The organism is Micromonospora trifolii (assembly GCF_050516465.1).
Classification (GTDB): domain Bacteria; phylum Actinomycetota; class Actinomycetes; order Mycobacteriales; family Micromonosporaceae; genus Micromonospora; species Micromonospora trifolii.
In genome coordinates, this window is record NZ_CP191526.1 from 5,834,680 (window position 1) to 5,851,297 (window position 16,618).

Below are 16,618 nucleotides of genomic sequence, written 5' to 3' on the forward strand. Positions count from 1 at the left end.
CGAGCGGACGTTACCACGCGGTAGCTCGCCGGTGTAGTGCCGAAACGGCGGCAGCGATGACCGCCAGAAGGGCAGCGCTGAGGGCCGCCACCACCGCCAGTCGGGCCGGCCCGGACCCGCCCGATTCCCGCACCGTCGCCGGGTTGCGGTACAGCGTCAGGAACGGTCCGTCGTGGACGCGCACCAGGCCGCCGAGCACCTGAGAATCCACCTCGCCGGAGACCTCGTGCTGCACCAGGACCCAGCGCACCCCCGTGGTCCAGACCGGCCGTCCCTCGGCCAGCGCCTGGCGCATCTCACGGACGCGCGGGTTCTCGCCGGCCACGGCGACGTCGCCGACCCGGAGCGTGTCGTCGGTCAGCACCGTCCCCGGCAGGTAGCGGGGCGCCGGGTCCAGGACGACCCGGCCAGGGTTCCACGGGTAGGCCCGGTAGGCGCTCAGCGGCAACGCGAGGATCTCCCCCGGCTCCTCCTCGATGTGCTCGACCACCCGCTGCCACTCCGCCGGATAGCTCACCGGACGAAGCCGACCGACACCGCCGAACGCGAGGTCCGGCAGGACGGCCACCGGCAGAAACAGCAGCCCGACCAGGACCACCCCGGCCACCTCCCGGTCGATCCGGGCCACCAGCCGCTCGGCCCCCAACGCCGCGCACACCACCAGCAGCAGGGCGTACGGCGCCAGGAACTTCTGGCCGTCTCGCAGCAGCCCCGCGCCTGGCAGGTGCACCACCGCCCAGCGCAGCGCGGCGTCCCCGCCGGGCAGCAGCCCGAAGGCGGCGAGCAGAAAACCGGTCCCGGCGAGCACCGCCAGCCGCGCCGCCCCGCCCGGGGGCAGCCGACGCCGCAGCAGGCCCGCACCGACACCGGCCAGGATCAACAGCACCACTGTCGCCACCGGCACCAGCGGCGTGGCGCGACTGGCGGGGGTGGCCTGCGCGCTCCAGATGCCGCCGGTGCCGGCCAGCGCCACCAGCGGGCCGGCCCAGTTCTCCGAACGCGCCGCGAACGCCGCCACCCCCGCCGGGTCCGAGGAACCCCCGGCGCCGGTGACCAGGGCCGCGACCACCCAGGGGGCGTTGAGCACTCCGACCGCGGCCAACGCCTGCCGGGACCGGTGCGGATGCATCCGCTGCGACACCAGCAGCGACCGGGGCGCGCGCATCCGGTCCGACGCCAGCACCAGCACCGTGCCCAGCGCGATCAGACCGCCGGTCGGCGTGATGGCGGCGGGAGCGGCGGCGAGCACCACCCGGGCGAGCGCGCCGTCGCGCCCGGCCCGCAGGTCCAGCGCCGCCCGCACCAGCCAGGGCAGCGCGGCGTACGCGAGCAGCAGCCCCCACTGCCCGATCAGCAACCGCTCGGCGAGGTACGGCGTCCACGCGTACGCCAACGCGGCGAACAGCCGCACCGCGCGCCGGTCGGTCGGCATTAGCCGGCCGGCGCCGACCGCCGCGAGGAAGACCGCCCCGGCGAGCGCCAGCCGCTGCACCAACCAGCCCGGCACCACCTGGGTGACCAGCGAGACCAGTGCGTCCATCGGCACCGCCCGGGGCAGACTCTGCGCCGGGGCGACAAGATCCCAGGTCAACGGCTGCCGGGGTACGAACACCATGTCGTACAGCAACGCGTAGCCGGGCGCCGCCAGCGGGGCCAGCACCACCACCGTGACCGCCGCCGCGAGCGCGTACAGCGACAGCCTGTCCTGCGCCCGCCGAACCGGTGCGGCCTCGACGCCGTCGGTCGGCTCAGCCATTCACGATGCCGGCACCGCCCGGCCGACGGTGATCAGCTCGGTGCACACCCCGACCCCTGGCGTCCGCACGGTGACCTCGACGGCATCCCCCGCACCCTCCAGCAGGAAGAACAGGTCGTTCAGACCGCGTCGCAGGGTGATCTCGCGCGTGGCGTCGCCGAGCCGGAACAGCGCTGTCGAGTCACCAGAGCTGAGGTAGCCGAAGTGCACCACGTACGGCCACTCCACCAGGTACCCGTCCAACGGGATCCGAGTGGGTCGGCCGCCCTGGGCCAGGTGCCCGCAGCCGTCCACCGGACCGGGCACGATCTTCCGACCCTGGACCACTACCGGACGGATCCGGCCGAGATCATCGAACGTCGACGGTCGCGCGGCCTCCGTCACGAAGGTGGGTCGACGCTCGGCCGGGCGGAAGAAGTGCGACTGGCGATTGTCCGGCCAGAAGTAACCGGCGACGACCCGGTCCGGGACGGCGGTGTCGAAGAAGACGGTGCCCGGCGGCGCGGCGGCGAGCTCGGCCTGCGTCGTCGCGAGATAGTCCCGCCCGTACTTCGTACTCCAGTTGTCGCCGAAACGGGCAGTGCTCCACAGGGTGCCCACGCCAATGGTCGCCAGGACGACGATCATCGAGACCAGGCCGACCGCGAACGCGCCCGGCTCCCGCAGGACCGTCGGCACCGGCCACGCCGACACCTCGTCCTCGTCGGTGTCCTTGATCCCCAGCAGGGCCGCGCCGACACAGATCGCGGCGACCAGCACCACGTCGGCCACGTACCGGGGGACGACGCCGACCAGTGGGCCGAGCGGGCCGCCCAACCGGGTGATGGCGAAGAGCGTGGCGACCAGACCGAGGTAGGAGGTGAGCAGCAGCCAGGCCCGTCCGGCCGACGGCCGCCGACGGACGGTGACCACGACGAGCGTCGCCAGCACCGCCCAGGACAACCACTTGGCGATGTCGTACGGGTCGGCGAGCGGAGGACCGTCACCGGCGTAGGTCCAGCGCCACGGACCGCCGAGCAGACCCGGCACCACCGTCTTGCCGACCAGGTCACCGAGGAAGTTGAGGACCGGACCGACCGAGGTCGGGTCCCGCAGGTCACCGGAGGGACGGGTCAGGTAGAACGCCAGGTATCCCCCCGACAGGGCGCTGAGCATCAGCCAGGCCGGCCAGTGCCGGCGGATCGCCGTCACGAAGCTGCGCCACACACCACCGGAGGTGAAGAGAAAGACTGTCAGCAGGAACAGCAACGGCACGATCAGCAGGGACTTGGTGTCGAAGAACAGGCCGAACACCAGCCAGAGCGCGACCGCCACGAGGTGCCGCAGGCGACCGGTCCGCACGTACCGGACCTGGGCTGCCACCGCCATGACCAGGGCCAACTGCATCGGCAGCACGAGCAGCCCGACCAACCACAGCGAGGAGACCTCAAGCGTCAGCGGGCTGAACACGAACAGGCACAGCGGAATGAGCAGGCCCCAGCCGGGCCGGAGCAGATCGCGCAGCAGCCGGTAGACAGCGATCCCGGTCGCCGCCTGACCAACAGCCAGCAGCAACACCCACGGCCAGGTGGCGAAGCCCGCCGCCCGCACCATCGCCCACGCCACCAAAAGGCCGCCGGGCATGAGGTGGTTGTTGAACGTACGCAGGAGATAGTCCGCGTCCAGCCCGGTGTCGAGAACCTGGGCGGCGATGACGAACTCGTCCTGCGAGAACCAGCCACGGGTGGCGAGGCCGGCGCGCCAGGCGACGGACACGGCGATGAGGGCGATCGCCACGGCGCGAACGGCGTCGGCGCGGAGCCATCGGCCGATCGGCCCCGGCCCGCCGCCATCGGAAGCGACGCGTTCCGGATGCGTCTCGGCCTCAGCTTCTGGCATTGACATGGTCGGCAGCCTGCCACACGCTTACACGCCGTGGGGACGGCCGTTCTCCCGATAACGCCACCGCAGCGCCCCTGGTCGCCCGTCCGTGCCCGGTCCGGATAACGTCGCGCGACAGTCGTCGGCTGCAGGTGCGCGTCCGGCCGTGAAGACAGGAGCCGAAATGCGTGCAGAGGTGGCCAGTGGCGCCGCTCCGGGGTCCAGCCGGAGCCGGCACACGGCCCGACGGTTCCGGCACCTGGTCATCTGCATCGCGCTCACCGCCCTCGCCTTCCAGCAGGCCCCGGGCCAGGTCGTCCCGGACACCAAGGTCGACCTGAACGTCAACCCGGCCGGGTGGCTGCTCCGCTCGCTGCACCTGTGGGACCCCACCGGCACGTTCGGCCAACTACAGAACCAGGCGTACGGCTATCTCTGGCCGATGGGCCCGTTCTTCCTGCTCGGGTCGGAGTCCGGCCTCGCGCCGTGGGTGGTGCAGCGGCTGTGGTGGGCACTGCTCTTCTGTGTCGCCTACCTGGGGGCCGTGCGCCTGGCGGGCAGGCTCAACATCGGAACGCCCGCCGGGCGCATGATCGCCGGCGTCGCCTTCGCGCTGTCACCGCGCATCCTCACCCAGCTCGGCTGGTCCTCGGTGGAAGCCTGGCCCAGCGCCGTCGCCCCCTGGGTGCTCATTCCACTGGTCGGTCTCACCGCCGGCACGCGACTGCGACGCGCCGTCGCCGCGTCGGCCATCGCCGTCGCCTGCGCCGGTGGGGTCAACGCCACCGCCGTGTTCGCGGTGGTGCCACTGGCCCTGCTCTGGCTCGCCACCCTCCAGCCCGTACGCCGCCGGGTCACCGCCATCGCCGCCTGGTGTGGCGCGGTGGCCCTGGCCACCGCGTGGTGGCTGGTCCCGCTGCTGGTCCTCGGGCGGTACAGCCCACCCTTCCTGGACTACATCGAGACCGCCCGAAACACCACGAGCGTCACCGACGCGGCGACCACCCTGCGCGGCGCCTCCTACTGGGTCGCCTACCTGGCCTCCCCGTTCGGACCGACCATCCCGTCCGGGGCACGACTCGCCAACGAGGCGGTGCTGGTCGCCGCCACCCTGGCGGTCGCCGCCCTCGGTGTGCTCGGGCTGTCCCGACGGGGGATGCCGCACCGCCGGTTCCTCATCACCGGTCTGGTGCTCGGCGTCGCGCTCGTCGGTCTCGGGCACGTCGGCGACCTGCCGAACATCCTCGCCGGACCACAGCGGGAGTTCCTCGACGGCGTCGGCGCACCCCTGCGCAACGTGCACAAGTTCGACGTCCTGCTCCGCCTACCCCTGTGCCTGGGCATGGCGCACCTGATCGGGTTGGCCGTCCGGGCGGCGCGCACCGCGCCCGCGCGGCACCGCCCGCGAACCGTCGCACGTGCCTGGCTGACCGCCGGCGCCGCCATCGTCGCCGTCACGGCGGTCGCCACACCCGCCCTCGCGGGCGGTCTCGCCACCCCGGGCAGCGTCAAGGAGGTGCCCGGCTACTGGCACGACGCCACCGACTGGCTCGACGCGAACACGGGGCGCGGGCGGGTGCTCGTCGTGCCCGGGGCACGCTTCCCGTCGTACGACTGGGGCAACACCACCGACGAGATCACCCAGCCGCTGCTCAACAGCCGGTGGGCGGTACGCAACGCCATCCCCTTCACCCCGCCGACCACGATCCGGCTGCTGGACGCGATCGAGTCGACGCTCGCCACCGGCGCCGGGTCGGCCGGCCTGGCGGACCTGCTGGCCCGATCCGGGATCAGCCACGTCCTGTTCCGCGCCGACCTCGACCACGGCCGCTCCGACACGGCCCGCCCGGCGGTGGTCCGGCAGGCGCTGGAGCGCTCACCCGGGCTGACCCGCGTCACGTCCTTCGGCCCCCTGCGCGGCGGGCCCTCGTCCCCCGACGAGTTCCGCGACCATGGGCTCGACGTGCCCGTCCGGGCGCTGGAGGTCTACCGGGTCGACCGGCCCGTCGAGCCGGTGGTCGCCTACGACAGGACCGACGTGACCACAGTGGTGGGCGGCCCCGAATCACTGCTCGACCTCGCCGCGGCAGGGCAGCTCGGCTCGGCGCCCACCATCCTGGCCGGCGACGCGTCGACCGCCGACGTCGCCGGGCCGGTGGCGATGACCGATGGGTTGCGCAGACGCGTCGTGTCGTTCGGCGGACTGCGCGACAACACCTCCCAGACGATGACCGCCGACGACACCTTCGAGGTCACCGCGCCCGCCCACGACTACCTGCCCGAGTGGGGCGCAGAGCAGTCCACGGTCGCCCGTTTCGAGGGCATCAACGCGATCCGCACCTCGACCGCCCGTTCGCAGGTGGACTCCCCCGGCGGCGCTCGCCCCGAGTACCAGCCGTACGCGGCGATGGACGGCAACCCGGCGACCTCCTGGCAGTCCGCGCCGTACTCGCCCAGCGACGAGCAGTGGATCGAGGTGGGCCTCGCCAACCCGACGACTGTCACCCGGGTCGAGGTGTGGTTCGACCTGAAGGCCGATGCCCTGCCCACGACGGTGACCGTCAGCGCCGGGTACGAGAGCAGCACCATCGAACAGTTCAGCGACCACATGGTGTTCGAACTGCCCGGCGTGCACGCCACCCGCGAGGTCCGGGTCTCGGTCGACGGCGCGTACGACCTGCGCCCGTTCGGAAACGGCTCGGTCGGCATCGCCGAGATCAAGGTTCCGGGCATCCAGACCAGCCGCACCCTGGTCCTGCCCGCCGCACCGGTCACCGAGCGGCCGGCGACCGTCGTCGTGTCGGCGGCACCCACCACGCCGGCCTGCTTCTCCGTCGACGGGCACCCGCGCTGCTCCACCGACGCCATCCGTGGTTCCGAGGACGCGTCCACCATCGACCGGACCCTGACCCTGCCGGCGGCCGGCGCGTACGACGCCAGGCTGTGGGCGCGGCCCACGGCCGGCCCCGACCTGGACAACGCCCTCGACAAGTTGGTGACCGACGCGCAGCCGCTCCGCCTCGCGGCGCAGATCAGCGCCTCCTCGACGGCCGTGCCCGACCCGACCGGCCGGCCCGGGGCAGCGCTCGACGGGAACCCAACCACCAGCTGGTCACCGGCGATCGACGACGAGGCACCGATCCTGCGACTCAAGTGGCTCAAGCCGCAGACCATCACCGGGCTCCGCTTCTCCGTCGGCGACAAGACAGCCGCCACCCGTCTCGGCAGTGTGCGGGTGGTCGGCGACGACGGCTTCCGCAGCAGCCTGCTCGGCGACGACGGGCTGCTCCGTCTGGACCCGCCGATGCGGACCGACGAGATCACCATCCAGTTCCTCGACAAACCGTCCGCCACCAGCACCGACCCGTACAAGCTGCGGTTGCCGGAACGGTTGCCCATCGCGGTCGGTGAGGTGACCGTGCTACCCGGAGCGCCCACCGTCGGACCGCGCCTCGACACACCCCTGGCGCTGGCCTGCGGATCGGGGCCGACGCTCCAGATCGGCGCGGCGCGGGTGACCACCACGCTGCGCGGCACGCTCCGCGACCTGCTGGAAATGCGCGAGATGCCGGTGACGCCGTGCGGCCGGGCCACGCCGCGGCAGCTCGACCTGGGCCGCGGGGAGCACCGCGTCGTCGCCACCCCGAGCCAGCTGGCCTCGCCCACCAGGGTCGCCCTGGTGCCGCGGACGCCCACGCCGGCCTCGACGGCCTCGGCAACCCCGCCGACCTCGGCAGCCGCCAGCGCCACCGAGATCGAATCCTGGGCGGCCACCGAGCGACGGGTACGGGTGGCCAGTCACCCCGTCGACCGGGTGCTCGCCGTGCGGGAGAACACCAACACCGGCTGGCAGGCCACCCTCGGTGGGCGGACGCTGAAACCACTGGTGGTGGACGGGTGGCAACAGGGCTGGATCCTTCCCGCCGGCACCTCCGGAGAGGTGTTGTTGCGTTTCGCACCGGACACGCCGTACCGGGCGGGGCTTCTCCTCGGCGGCACCCTGCTCGCGGTGGTGGTCCTGCTCGCGGTGCTGCCCGCCCGACAGCCCACCGGGGGAACCTCGGCTACCGTCGTACCGCGCGGCCGACGCCGGGTCACCCGCTCGCTGCCGCTGCTGGCCGTCGGGGCCGCCGCGCTGGTGCTGTGGAGCGGCCTCATCGGCGGTCTGCTGGTCGCGGCGGGATTCATGCTGGCGGTACCCGGCCCACGCCGCCTGCCCTGGCCGGCCGACCCACGTCGGGCCAGGACGATCAGCCGGGCCGTCGAGACCTGGCTCCCCGGCGCGCTCGTCCTGCTCGCCGGGTTGCTCTACCTCGACTCGACGCGGCGGAACACCGACGCGCTGGTGCAACTCACGATCGTCGTCGCCCTGGGGGCCCTCTGGCTCTCCACCGCCGCCCGACGACGGCCCGTACGCCGAGCCAGGCCGACCGCCGCGACCTCAGCCGTTCCGGCGGCCGCGCTGGTCGCGGAGGACCCGAAGCCGGACGCCCCCGAACCGGTTGCGGCCGAACCGAACGCCGCCGAGCCGAACACGGCCGAGCCGCACGTGACCGAGCCGCACGTCGCCGAACCGGACACGGCCGAGCCGGCGAGGCCGGACCGGGCGGCGGGGCCAGCCGACGGGCAGCCTCCGGCCTTCTCCGAGATCACATGAGCCCCCGGAAGTCTGTCCGTCCGAAGGAGACAGAGCGGACGGCGCAAACGGAAACGGCCCGACCGAGCAACGGTCTAGGTGCCGCGGGGATCAGCGTCACCCTGGCCGGGGTTCTCGTCAACGGCCTTGCCTACCTGGTTCCGGTCCTGGCCGCCCGGCGGCTCGACCCGGCCGACCTCAGCGCGCTCGCCGCCGCCCTCGGGCTGGTGGCCATCGTCGGTGTGCCCGGGCTCGGCCTGCAACTGGCCGTCGCCGTGCACCACGCCCGGCACGGCGCCTCCGACACTCGGCGGCTCACCGCGGTCACCGCCGCCGTGTGCGCGGGAACCCTCGTCGCGGCGACACCACTGCTGGTCACCGCCCTGGATCTCCCGGTCGAGATGCCCGCGCTGCTGGCGGTCACCACCGCGGCGATCGTGCTCTCATCCCGCTCCCTCGGGGAGTTGCAGGGTGGCCAACGTTTCGTACGACTCGCGATCGGGATGGCCCTGCTCGCCGCCGGCCGCTACGGCGGCGTGATCGCCGGGTTGCTGCTCGGCGCGGGACCGACCGGCGCGCTGGCGGTCGGCGCGTTGACCGCCGCCCTCACCCCGGCGGTGCTGGCCCGACTCGCCCGTGAGCCCGGGCGGTCGTCCAGCGCACCGCGACTGACCGTCGCTCAGGTTGTTGCCGGCTGCGGTGCGACCCTGGCGATGCTCGTCGTCTCCTACGCCGATCTGCTGCTGGCCCGGCAACTGCTGTCCCCGTCGGATTCCGGGGCGTACTCGGTCGGCACCGTCCTGAGCAAGGGCGCGCTCTGGGCGCCGCAGGTCGCCGCCGTCCTCGCCCTACCGCGGCTGGCCCGCGGTGACCGGCGCAGCCGGACGGTTGCGCTCGCGGTGACGGGCGGGTGTGGCCTGGTGCTGGTCCTCGCCTCGACGCTCGCCGGAGGGCTCGCCTTCCGCCTCGCCGGTGGGCCCGACTACGACCACCTGGGCCGGTACGCGCCCCTCTTCGCGGCGGTCGGTGCGCTCTACGCGGTGACGTTCGTGCTGCTCAACGACCGACTCGCGGCCGGCGCACGCTGGGCGGCGGCACCACTGTGGGTGGGCGTGGCCGGCCTGGTGGCCGTCACCGCGACCCTCCGGCCCCACAGCGTCCCCGGTCTTCTCCTCGCGGCCCTGGGCACGGCAATCGTCACCACCGCGCTGATGGCGGTGACGGCCCGTCGGCCCGCTCCGGCCCCTGTGGCCGAGCCCTAGCCCTCCGCTAGCCAGTCCGTCAGCAGTCGGTGGTCGATCGAGTCCACCCGACCCAGCGGACGACCCGAGGCCGCCCGGGCCCGCAGCTCCGCCCGGGTGAACCAGCGGGCCTCCAGCAGTTCCTCGCCGTCCACGCGTACGTCGTCGGAGGTGGCGGTGGCCCGGAAGCCCACCATCAGGCCGGCGGGGAACGGCCACGCCTGAGACCCCTGGTAGGTCACGTCGGTGACGGTCACGCCCGCCTCCTCGCCCATCTCCCGACGGACCGCGTCCTCCAGGCTCTCGCCGATCTCGACGAAACCGGCCAGCGTCGAGTACGCGTCCTCGGCCGCGCCCGCGTGCCGGGCCAGCAGACAGCGCCCCGACCGACCGGGTGCCTCGACCAACACGATGATCGCCGGCTCGATCCGGGGGAACAGCACACGTCCGCACTCCGCGCCGGCGCAGGTCCGCAGGTGCCCTCCGCCGCCGACGACGGCCGGCGCGCCGCACGTCCCGCAGAATCGCTGCTGCCGGTGCCAGTGCAGCAAACCCCTGGCGTACGCATGGACGGCCGCGTCGCCGGGTTCGAGCCGCCCGACCAGTGCCCGCACGTCGACGGACCGCACCGCACCGGCCATCTCGACGGCGGACCGCTCGGGGAGCGCGGAGAGGTCTGCGGCGAACACGGCGGCCTCCCCATCGAGCCCCAGGAAGACGGTCTCGCCGGCGGCGGACCGGACCAGCGCCGCGCGCTCCGCGCTGAGCCGAACCGGCCCGTGCCCGTCGACGAGACAACGGTCCCGCCACATCGGCAACAGCACTGTGGTCGACTCGGTGAGCAGTGCACCCAACCGCGTCGGATCGGTGCGCAGCGGGCCCGCCCGGTCCAGCGATCCGCCCCCGTACGCCAACACCCGCTCCGCAGTGTCCACCCGGTCACCGTGCCACGTCGGCGGTCGGCCGTCGGCACCGCCCCCGGACCGGTGCGACACGCCGAACGACACGCGGTAGCAGCGCCTGGTGGGCGCAGCCACCGAGGACGGCCGGGCATTCGTTACCGTAGGTGCCTCCGGGAGGGAGGACCTCCCGCGGCACCCTGGCGATCGAGGTTGCAGTGACGCTGTACGGCGAAAACAGTCCACCCGCCGACGACCGGCCCACCGTGCAGGTCACCGCGGTCACCTGGCCGGACGATGGACCTGAGCCGGTTACCACAGCCGCTCCCGGCGAGCCGGACGGCGGCCCACGCCGGCCGCGTCGGGTCCGGATGCTGCTCGCCGCCGGCATCACCGGTGGCGTCCTCGCCGCCGTGGCGGGTGCCGGCGCCTGGGCGTACGCCGGTGACGTTCCCCGTGGCACCAGCGTGCTCGGCACCGAACTGGGCGGCCGGAGCCGTGCGGACGCCGACCGGGAGTTGCGGGCGGAGCTGGACCGGCGGGCGGCAACGCTCGCCACGCCGCTGAAGGTCACCGTCGACGGGCGCACCGCCGAGATCAACCCGGCCGACGTGGGGCTGACCGTCGACGTGCCGGCGACCGTCGCGGCAGCCGCCGAGGCGGACGCGCACCCGGTCAGCCGGTTGGTCGGCTCCCGCACCGTCGAGCCCGTGGTGACCGTCGACGTGGGCCGGTTGGACGACGCGCTCCGTAAGGTGCTCGGCGACCAGGCCCAGGGCATGACGATGCCGGCGATCACCTATCAGGGCACCACGCCGAAGGTCGTACAACCCAAGCCCGGGCTGGCTTTGAACCCGGAGCGGTCCGCCGAGGTGGTCCGCACCGGCTGGTTGGCCGGCGCCCCGGTCATCGTGCCCCTGGTGGAGACCCACCCGGCGACCACCCCGGAGGAGTTGGACCGGATGGTCAGCGAGCTGGCGAAGCCGGCCGTCGCCGCCCCGGTCACCCTGCGCACCAACAAGGGCCAGGTGACGATCCCGCCCGCCGCCATCGCGAAGAGCCTCCGGTTCGGCGCCGACAAGACCGGCAAGCTCGCCCCCTCGGTGGACGTCAAGCGGCTGCGTGCGGCGCTCGGCGACAAGCTTGCCGCCATCGAGGTGCCACCGAAGGACGCCACGATGACGATTTCCGGTGGCCGGCCCACGGCCAAGGAGGGGCGATCCGGGCAGCAGCTGGACACGGCGGCCCTCAGTCGAGACCTGCTGGCCGTGCTACCGAAGGCGGACGGCCGTGAGGTGACCGGCGAGTTGAAGCCGACGCCGCCGCAGCTGACCGGGGAGAAGCTCGCCGGCCTGGGCATCAAGGAGCGGGTGTCGACCTTCACCACCCGGTTCACCGGCGGCATGACCTCGTCGCGCAGCCAGAACATCGCGACGATCGCGAGGAAGGTGGACGGCACGGTCGTGCTGCCCGGGAAGACGTTCTCGCTCAACGGGCACACCGGCGAGCGCGGCTACGCCCAGGGCTACCGGGACGCACCTGTCATCCTCGACGGCAAGTTGGTGCCGGGCGTCGGCGGCGGCACCTCGCAGTTCACCACCACGCTGTTCAACGCGACCTACTACGCCGGCCTGGAGGACGTCGAGCACAAGCCGCACTCGTACTGGTTCGACAGGTACCCGGCGGTCATCGAGTCGACCATCTTCTGGCCCAATCTGGACTTTAAGTTCCGCAACAACACCGAGTACGGCGTGCTCATCGACACGTCGTACACGTCCAGCACGATCACCGTGTCCATCTGGAGCACGAAGATCTACGACAGCGTGAAGACCGAGTACGGGCCACGCCGCAACATCACGACGCCGAAGCAGATCCACCTGACTCCCGGCCCCTCGTGCATCGAGACCAACGGCATCAACGGCTTCACCCAGGACGCCTTCCGGGTCATCAAGAAGGGTGGCGTGGTGGTAAAGCGGGAGAAGTTCACCTGGCGCTACGACGCGGAGCCCCGCTACGTCTGCGGGCCGAAGAGTTCCTGAGGCCCCACCCCGCTCCGGACCCCGCTCCGGGTGGATCCTGCTCTGGGGTCAGCTCAGGTCTGGGGTCAGCTCGGCGGCGTTGCCGCCGTGCCCATCGCGCTTGCCGCCCTGCGGTGGCATCGGCACCGTGCGAGTCTCCTGCACCCGGATCTCGGCCCGGAACCGGTGCGCCGCGGGGTGCCACATCTCCTCGAACGGACCCATGACCTCGCCACCGATGCCACGACGACGGACCCGGGACGCGAGCCACCACAGTGTGCCCAGGACCGCCGCCACGCAGCCCGCGAACACCGCAAATATCAGGACCTCATCCACAGGCCGAGCCTAGCCCTGGGCACCAGGCCCAGACCTGGACCGCTGGATCGCTGACTGCAAGATCGCGCAGCATCCTGGTTGTAGTGGTGTCAGCCCGCCGGTCAGGCCACTACAACCAGGAGGATCAAGCATCACCTTGCCGGCTTGAAAGGAAAACGCAGAAAAGGCCACCCCCCATTCGGGGGTGGCCTTTTCTGAAAGATTGTCCGGCGGCGTCCTACTCTCCCACACCCTCACGAGTGCAGTACCATCGGCGCTGGAGGGCTTAGCTTCCGGGTTCGGAATGTAACCGGGCGTTTCCCCTCCGCCATGACCGCCGTAACTCTATGAACATATCAAACATCCCCGGCACCAATACACGGGTGTTCGCTTGTTCAGAGTTGCACAGTGGACGCGTAGCAGCTTAGTAGTCAAGTCCTCGGCCTATTAGTACCGGTCAACTGAACCCGTTACCGGGCTTACATTTCCGGCCTATCAACCCAGTCGTCTAGCTGGGGGCCTTACCCCACCAAGGTGGGTGGGATACCTCATCTTGAAGCAGGCTTCCCGCTTAGATGCTTTCAGCGGTTATCCCTTCCGAACGTAGCTAACCAGCCGTGCCCTTGGCAGGACAACTGGCACACCAGAGGTTCGTCCGTCCCGGTCCTCTCGTACTAGGGACAGCCCTTCTCAAGTATCCTACGCGCACGGCGGATAGGGACCGAACTGTCTCACGACGTTCTAAACCCAGCTCGCGTACCGCTTTAATGGGCGAACAGCCCAACCCTTGGGACCTGCTACAGCCCCAGGATGCGACGAGCCGACATCGAGGTGCCAAACCATCCCGTCGATATGGACTCTTGGGGAAGATCAGCCTGTTATCCCCGGGGTACCTTTTATCCGTTGAGCGACACCGCTTCCACTCGCAAGTGCCGGATCACTAGTCCCGACTTTCGTCCCTGCTCGACCTGTCAGTCTCACAGTCAAGCTCCCTTGTGTACTTGCACTCAACACCTGATTGCCAACCAGGCTGAGGGAACCTTTGGGCGCCTCCGTTACCTTTTAGGAGGCAACCGCCCCAGTTAAACTACCCACCAGACACTGTCCCTGAACCGGATAACGGTCCGAAGTTAGATACCCAAATCAACCAGAGTGGTATTTCAAGATTGCCTCCACCCATACTGGCGTATGGACTTCACCGGCTCCCACCTATCCTACACAAGCTAATTCGAGTACCAATGTCAAGCTATAGTAAAGGTCCCGGGGTCTTTCCGTCCTGCCGCGCGTAACGAGCATCTTTACTCGTACTGCAATTTCGCCGGGCCTGTGGTTGAGACAGTGGGGAAGTCGTTACGCCATTCGTGCAGGTCGGAACTTACCCGACAAGGAATTTCGCTACCTTAGGATGGTTATAGTTACCACCGCCGTTTACTGGCGCTTAAGTTCTCCGCTTCGCCCCGAAGAGCTAACAGGTCCCCTTAACGTTCCAGCACCGGGCAGGCGTCAGTCCATATACATCGAATTACTTCTTCGCATGGACCTGTGTTTTTAGTAAACAGTCGCTTCCCCCTGCTCTCTGCGGCCATACAACGCTCCACCCGCGCGGGGCTTCACGTCTCCGGCCCCCCTTCTCCCTAAGTTACGGGGGCAATTTGCCGAGTTCCTTAACCACAGTTCGCCCGATCGCCTCGGTATTCTCTACCTGACCACCTGTGTCGGTTTGGGGTACGGGCCGCTAAGAACTCGCTAGAGGCTTTTCTCGGCAGCATAGGATCACTGACTTCACCTGAATCGGCTCGGCATCACGTCTCAGCCTTCATGTGTTGCGGATTTGCCTACAACACGGCCTACACGCTTACCCCGGCACAACCACCGGCCGGGCTCAGCTACCTTCCTGCGTCACCCCATCGCTTGACTACTACCCATCAGGTTCCCACGCTCCCTCAGATCAGTCCGAAGACCTCACCAAGTTCGGGTGGTTAGCACAACGAGGTTCATCAGGGACGCTCTTTCGCGGGTACGGGAATATCAACCCGTTGTCCATCGACTACGCCTCTCGGCCTCGCCTTAGGTCCCGACTCACCCAGGGCGGATTAGCCTGGCCCTGGAACCCTTGGTCATCCGGCGGAAGGGTTTCTCACCCTTCTTTCGCTACTCATGCCTGCATTCTCACTCGTGCCGCGTCCACAACTGGGTCACCCCGCTGCTTCACTCGCGGCACGACGCTCCCCTACCCATCCACACACCTGCACAAGGAATCAAGTCCAAGCGAGGATAAAATGTGAATGCCACAGCTTCGGCGGTGTGCTTGAGCCCCGCTACATTGTCGGCGCGGAACCACTTGACCAGTGAGCTATTACGCACTCTTTAAAGGGTGGCTGCTTCTAAGCCAACCTCCTGGTTGTCTATGCGACCCCACATCCTTTTCCACTTAGCACACGCTTAGGGGCCTTAGCTGGTGATCTGGGCTGTTTCCCTCTCGACTACGAAGCTTATCCCCCGCAGTCTCACTGCCGCGCTCTCACTTACCGGCATTCGGAGTTTGGCTGATTTCGGTAAGCTTGTGGGCCCCCTAGACCATCCAGTGCTCTACCTCCGGCAAGAAACACGCGACGCTGCACCTAAATGCATTTCGGGGAGAACCAGCTATCACGGAGTTTGATTGGCCTTTCACCCCTAACCACAGGTCATCCCCCAATTTTTCAACATTGGTGGGTTCGGCCCTCCACGCGGTCTTACCCGCGCTTCAGCCTGCCCATGGCTAGATCACTCCGCTTCGGGTCTAGGACACGCGACTGAATCGCCCTATTCAGACTCGCTTTCGCTACGGCTCCCCCACACGGGTTAACCTCGCCACATGCCACTAACTCGCAGGCTCATTCTTCAAAAGGCACGCCGTCACCCCGCAAGGCTCCGACGGATTGTAGGCGAACGGTTTCAGGTACTATTTCACTCCCCTCCCGGGGTACTTTTCACCATTCCCTCACGGTACTTGTCCGCTATCGGTCACCAGGAAGTATTTAGGCTTACCAGGTGGTCCTGGCAGATTCACGGCAGATTTCAGGGGTCCGCCGCTACTCGGGAACACCCACAGAAGGTCAGCAACTTTCACCTACCGGACTTTCACCGTCTACGGTCAGCCATTCCAGACTGTTCGACTAGCCACTGACTTTGTAACTTCTCGAACAAGTGTCAGCTTGTTCAGCAGGGTCCCACAACCCCGACCACGCAACCCCTGACAGGTATCACACGCAGCCGGTTTAGCCTCGATCCGCTTTCGCTCGCCACTACTCACGGAATCACTAAATTGTTTTCTCTTCCTACGGGTACTGAGATGTTTCACTTCCCCGCGTTCCCTCCACACACCCTATGTGTTCAGGTGTGGGTGACACCACATGACTGGTGCCAGGTTTCCCCATTCGGACACCCTGGGATCACAGCTTGGTTGACAGCTCCCCCAGGCCTATCGCGGCCTCCCACGTCCTTCATCGGCTCCTGGTGCCAAGGCATTCACCGTTCGCCCTTGACAACTTGACCACAAAGATGCTCGCGTCCACTGTGCAATTCTCAACAAACGACCAACCCACAACCCGATCCGCCCCACACCAAACCCAACAAACTGTTGGCGGTATGTGGGGCCAGGCCATGCCTGGCAGACTTCCAGCCCCCACACAGGAGGCTGGCCAAGTCTCTGAAACAACAACACGATGGTTGTTCCTTCAGGACCCAACAGGGTGCTCACATTCTTTCTCAGCCGCACCAGGGACTTCGTTCCCACCACCGAAGTGGCTGTACTAGAAGGAACCCGGCCGTTGCCGAGGAAAAACTTGCCAGTGTCTCCGCCATCTGAGCACCCCGACCCAACATTCGTGGGCCGCGGGCTCCTTGCACCC

Annotated in this window: 7 protein-coding genes and 2 rRNA genes; 3 read left to right on the forward strand and 6 right to left on the reverse strand. The window is 69.2% G+C overall.

The features are described 5' to 3' along the window. Positions 1 to 10: 10 nt before the first annotated feature. Together ACQRWP_RS27180 and ACQRWP_RS27185 are read right to left on the reverse strand one after the other, a co-directional pair. On the reverse strand, positions 11 to 1,756 hold the full coding sequence (locus tag ACQRWP_RS27180; RefSeq protein ID WP_430498759.1) for a hypothetical protein: 1,746 nt from the start codon (positions 1,754 to 1,756) through the stop codon (positions 11 to 13). Continuing rightward, entirely contained in the window at positions 1,757 to 3,634 is a 1,878-nt protein-coding gene (locus ACQRWP_RS27185; RefSeq protein ID WP_430503302.1) for a hypothetical protein, read from the reverse strand. A gap of 166 nt (positions 3,635 to 3,800) precedes the next feature. On the opposite strand from ACQRWP_RS27185, the gene ACQRWP_RS27190 reads away from it, so the two are divergent. After that, positions 3,801 to 8,273, forward strand: a complete 4,473-nt coding sequence (locus ACQRWP_RS27190) for an alpha-(1->3)-arabinofuranosyltransferase (RefSeq protein ID WP_430498761.1) — start codon at positions 3,801 to 3,803, stop codon at positions 8,271 to 8,273. Further along, positions 8,270 to 9,514, forward strand: a complete 1,245-nt coding sequence (locus ACQRWP_RS27195) for a polysaccharide biosynthesis protein (RefSeq protein ID WP_430498763.1) — start codon at positions 8,270 to 8,272, stop codon at positions 9,512 to 9,514. Before ACQRWP_RS27190 ends, ACQRWP_RS27195 begins: the two co-directional genes overlap by 4 nt. Here the strand turns inward: ACQRWP_RS27195 and nudC are convergent. Further along, entirely contained in the window at positions 9,511 to 10,428 is a 918-nt protein-coding gene (gene nudC, locus ACQRWP_RS27200) for an NAD(+) diphosphatase (RefSeq protein WP_430498765.1), read from the reverse strand. The genes ACQRWP_RS27195 and nudC overlap by 4 nt on opposite strands. A gap of 182 nt (positions 10,429 to 10,610) precedes the next feature. Between nudC and ACQRWP_RS27205 the strand changes: the two genes are divergently transcribed. Next, positions 10,611 to 12,431 (forward strand): VanW family protein, encoded by a 1,821-nt coding sequence (locus ACQRWP_RS27205; RefSeq protein ID WP_430498767.1) that lies wholly within the window; start codon positions 10,611 to 10,613, stop codon positions 12,429 to 12,431. Positions 12,432 to 12,479: 48 nt separating this feature from the next. On the opposite strand, the gene ACQRWP_RS27210 is transcribed toward ACQRWP_RS27205, so the two are convergent. From ACQRWP_RS27210 to ACQRWP_RS27220, 3 genes are all read right to left on the reverse strand, one after another. Then, positions 12,480 to 12,746, reverse strand: a complete 267-nt coding sequence (locus ACQRWP_RS27210; RefSeq protein ID WP_430498769.1) for a hypothetical protein — start codon at positions 12,744 to 12,746, stop codon at positions 12,480 to 12,482. A gap of 204 nt (positions 12,747 to 12,950) precedes the next feature. Further along, positions 12,951 to 13,067: ribosomal RNA gene (gene rrf / locus ACQRWP_RS27215) — 5S ribosomal RNA — on the reverse strand. Between the two features lie 85 nt (positions 13,068 to 13,152). Further along, a 23S ribosomal RNA gene (locus ACQRWP_RS27220) occupies positions 13,153 to 16,262 on the reverse strand. Positions 16,263 to 16,618: the final 356 nt, after the last annotated feature.

Coding starts and splice junctions, on each gene's coding strand:
- ACQRWP_RS27180 (WP_430498759.1), bottom strand. CDS start 1,756: ATGGCTGAGCCGACCGACGGCGTCGAGGCCGCACCGGTTCGGCGGGCG.
- ACQRWP_RS27185 (WP_430503302.1), bottom strand. CDS start 3,634: ATGCCAGAAGCTGAGGCCGAGACGCATCCGGAACGCGTCGCTTCCGAT.
- ACQRWP_RS27190 (WP_430498761.1), top strand. CDS start 3,801: ATGCGTGCAGAGGTGGCCAGTGGCGCCGCTCCGGGGTCCAGCCGGAGC.
- ACQRWP_RS27195 (WP_430498763.1), top strand. CDS start 8,270: ATGAGCCCCCGGAAGTCTGTCCGTCCGAAGGAGACAGAGCGGACGGCG.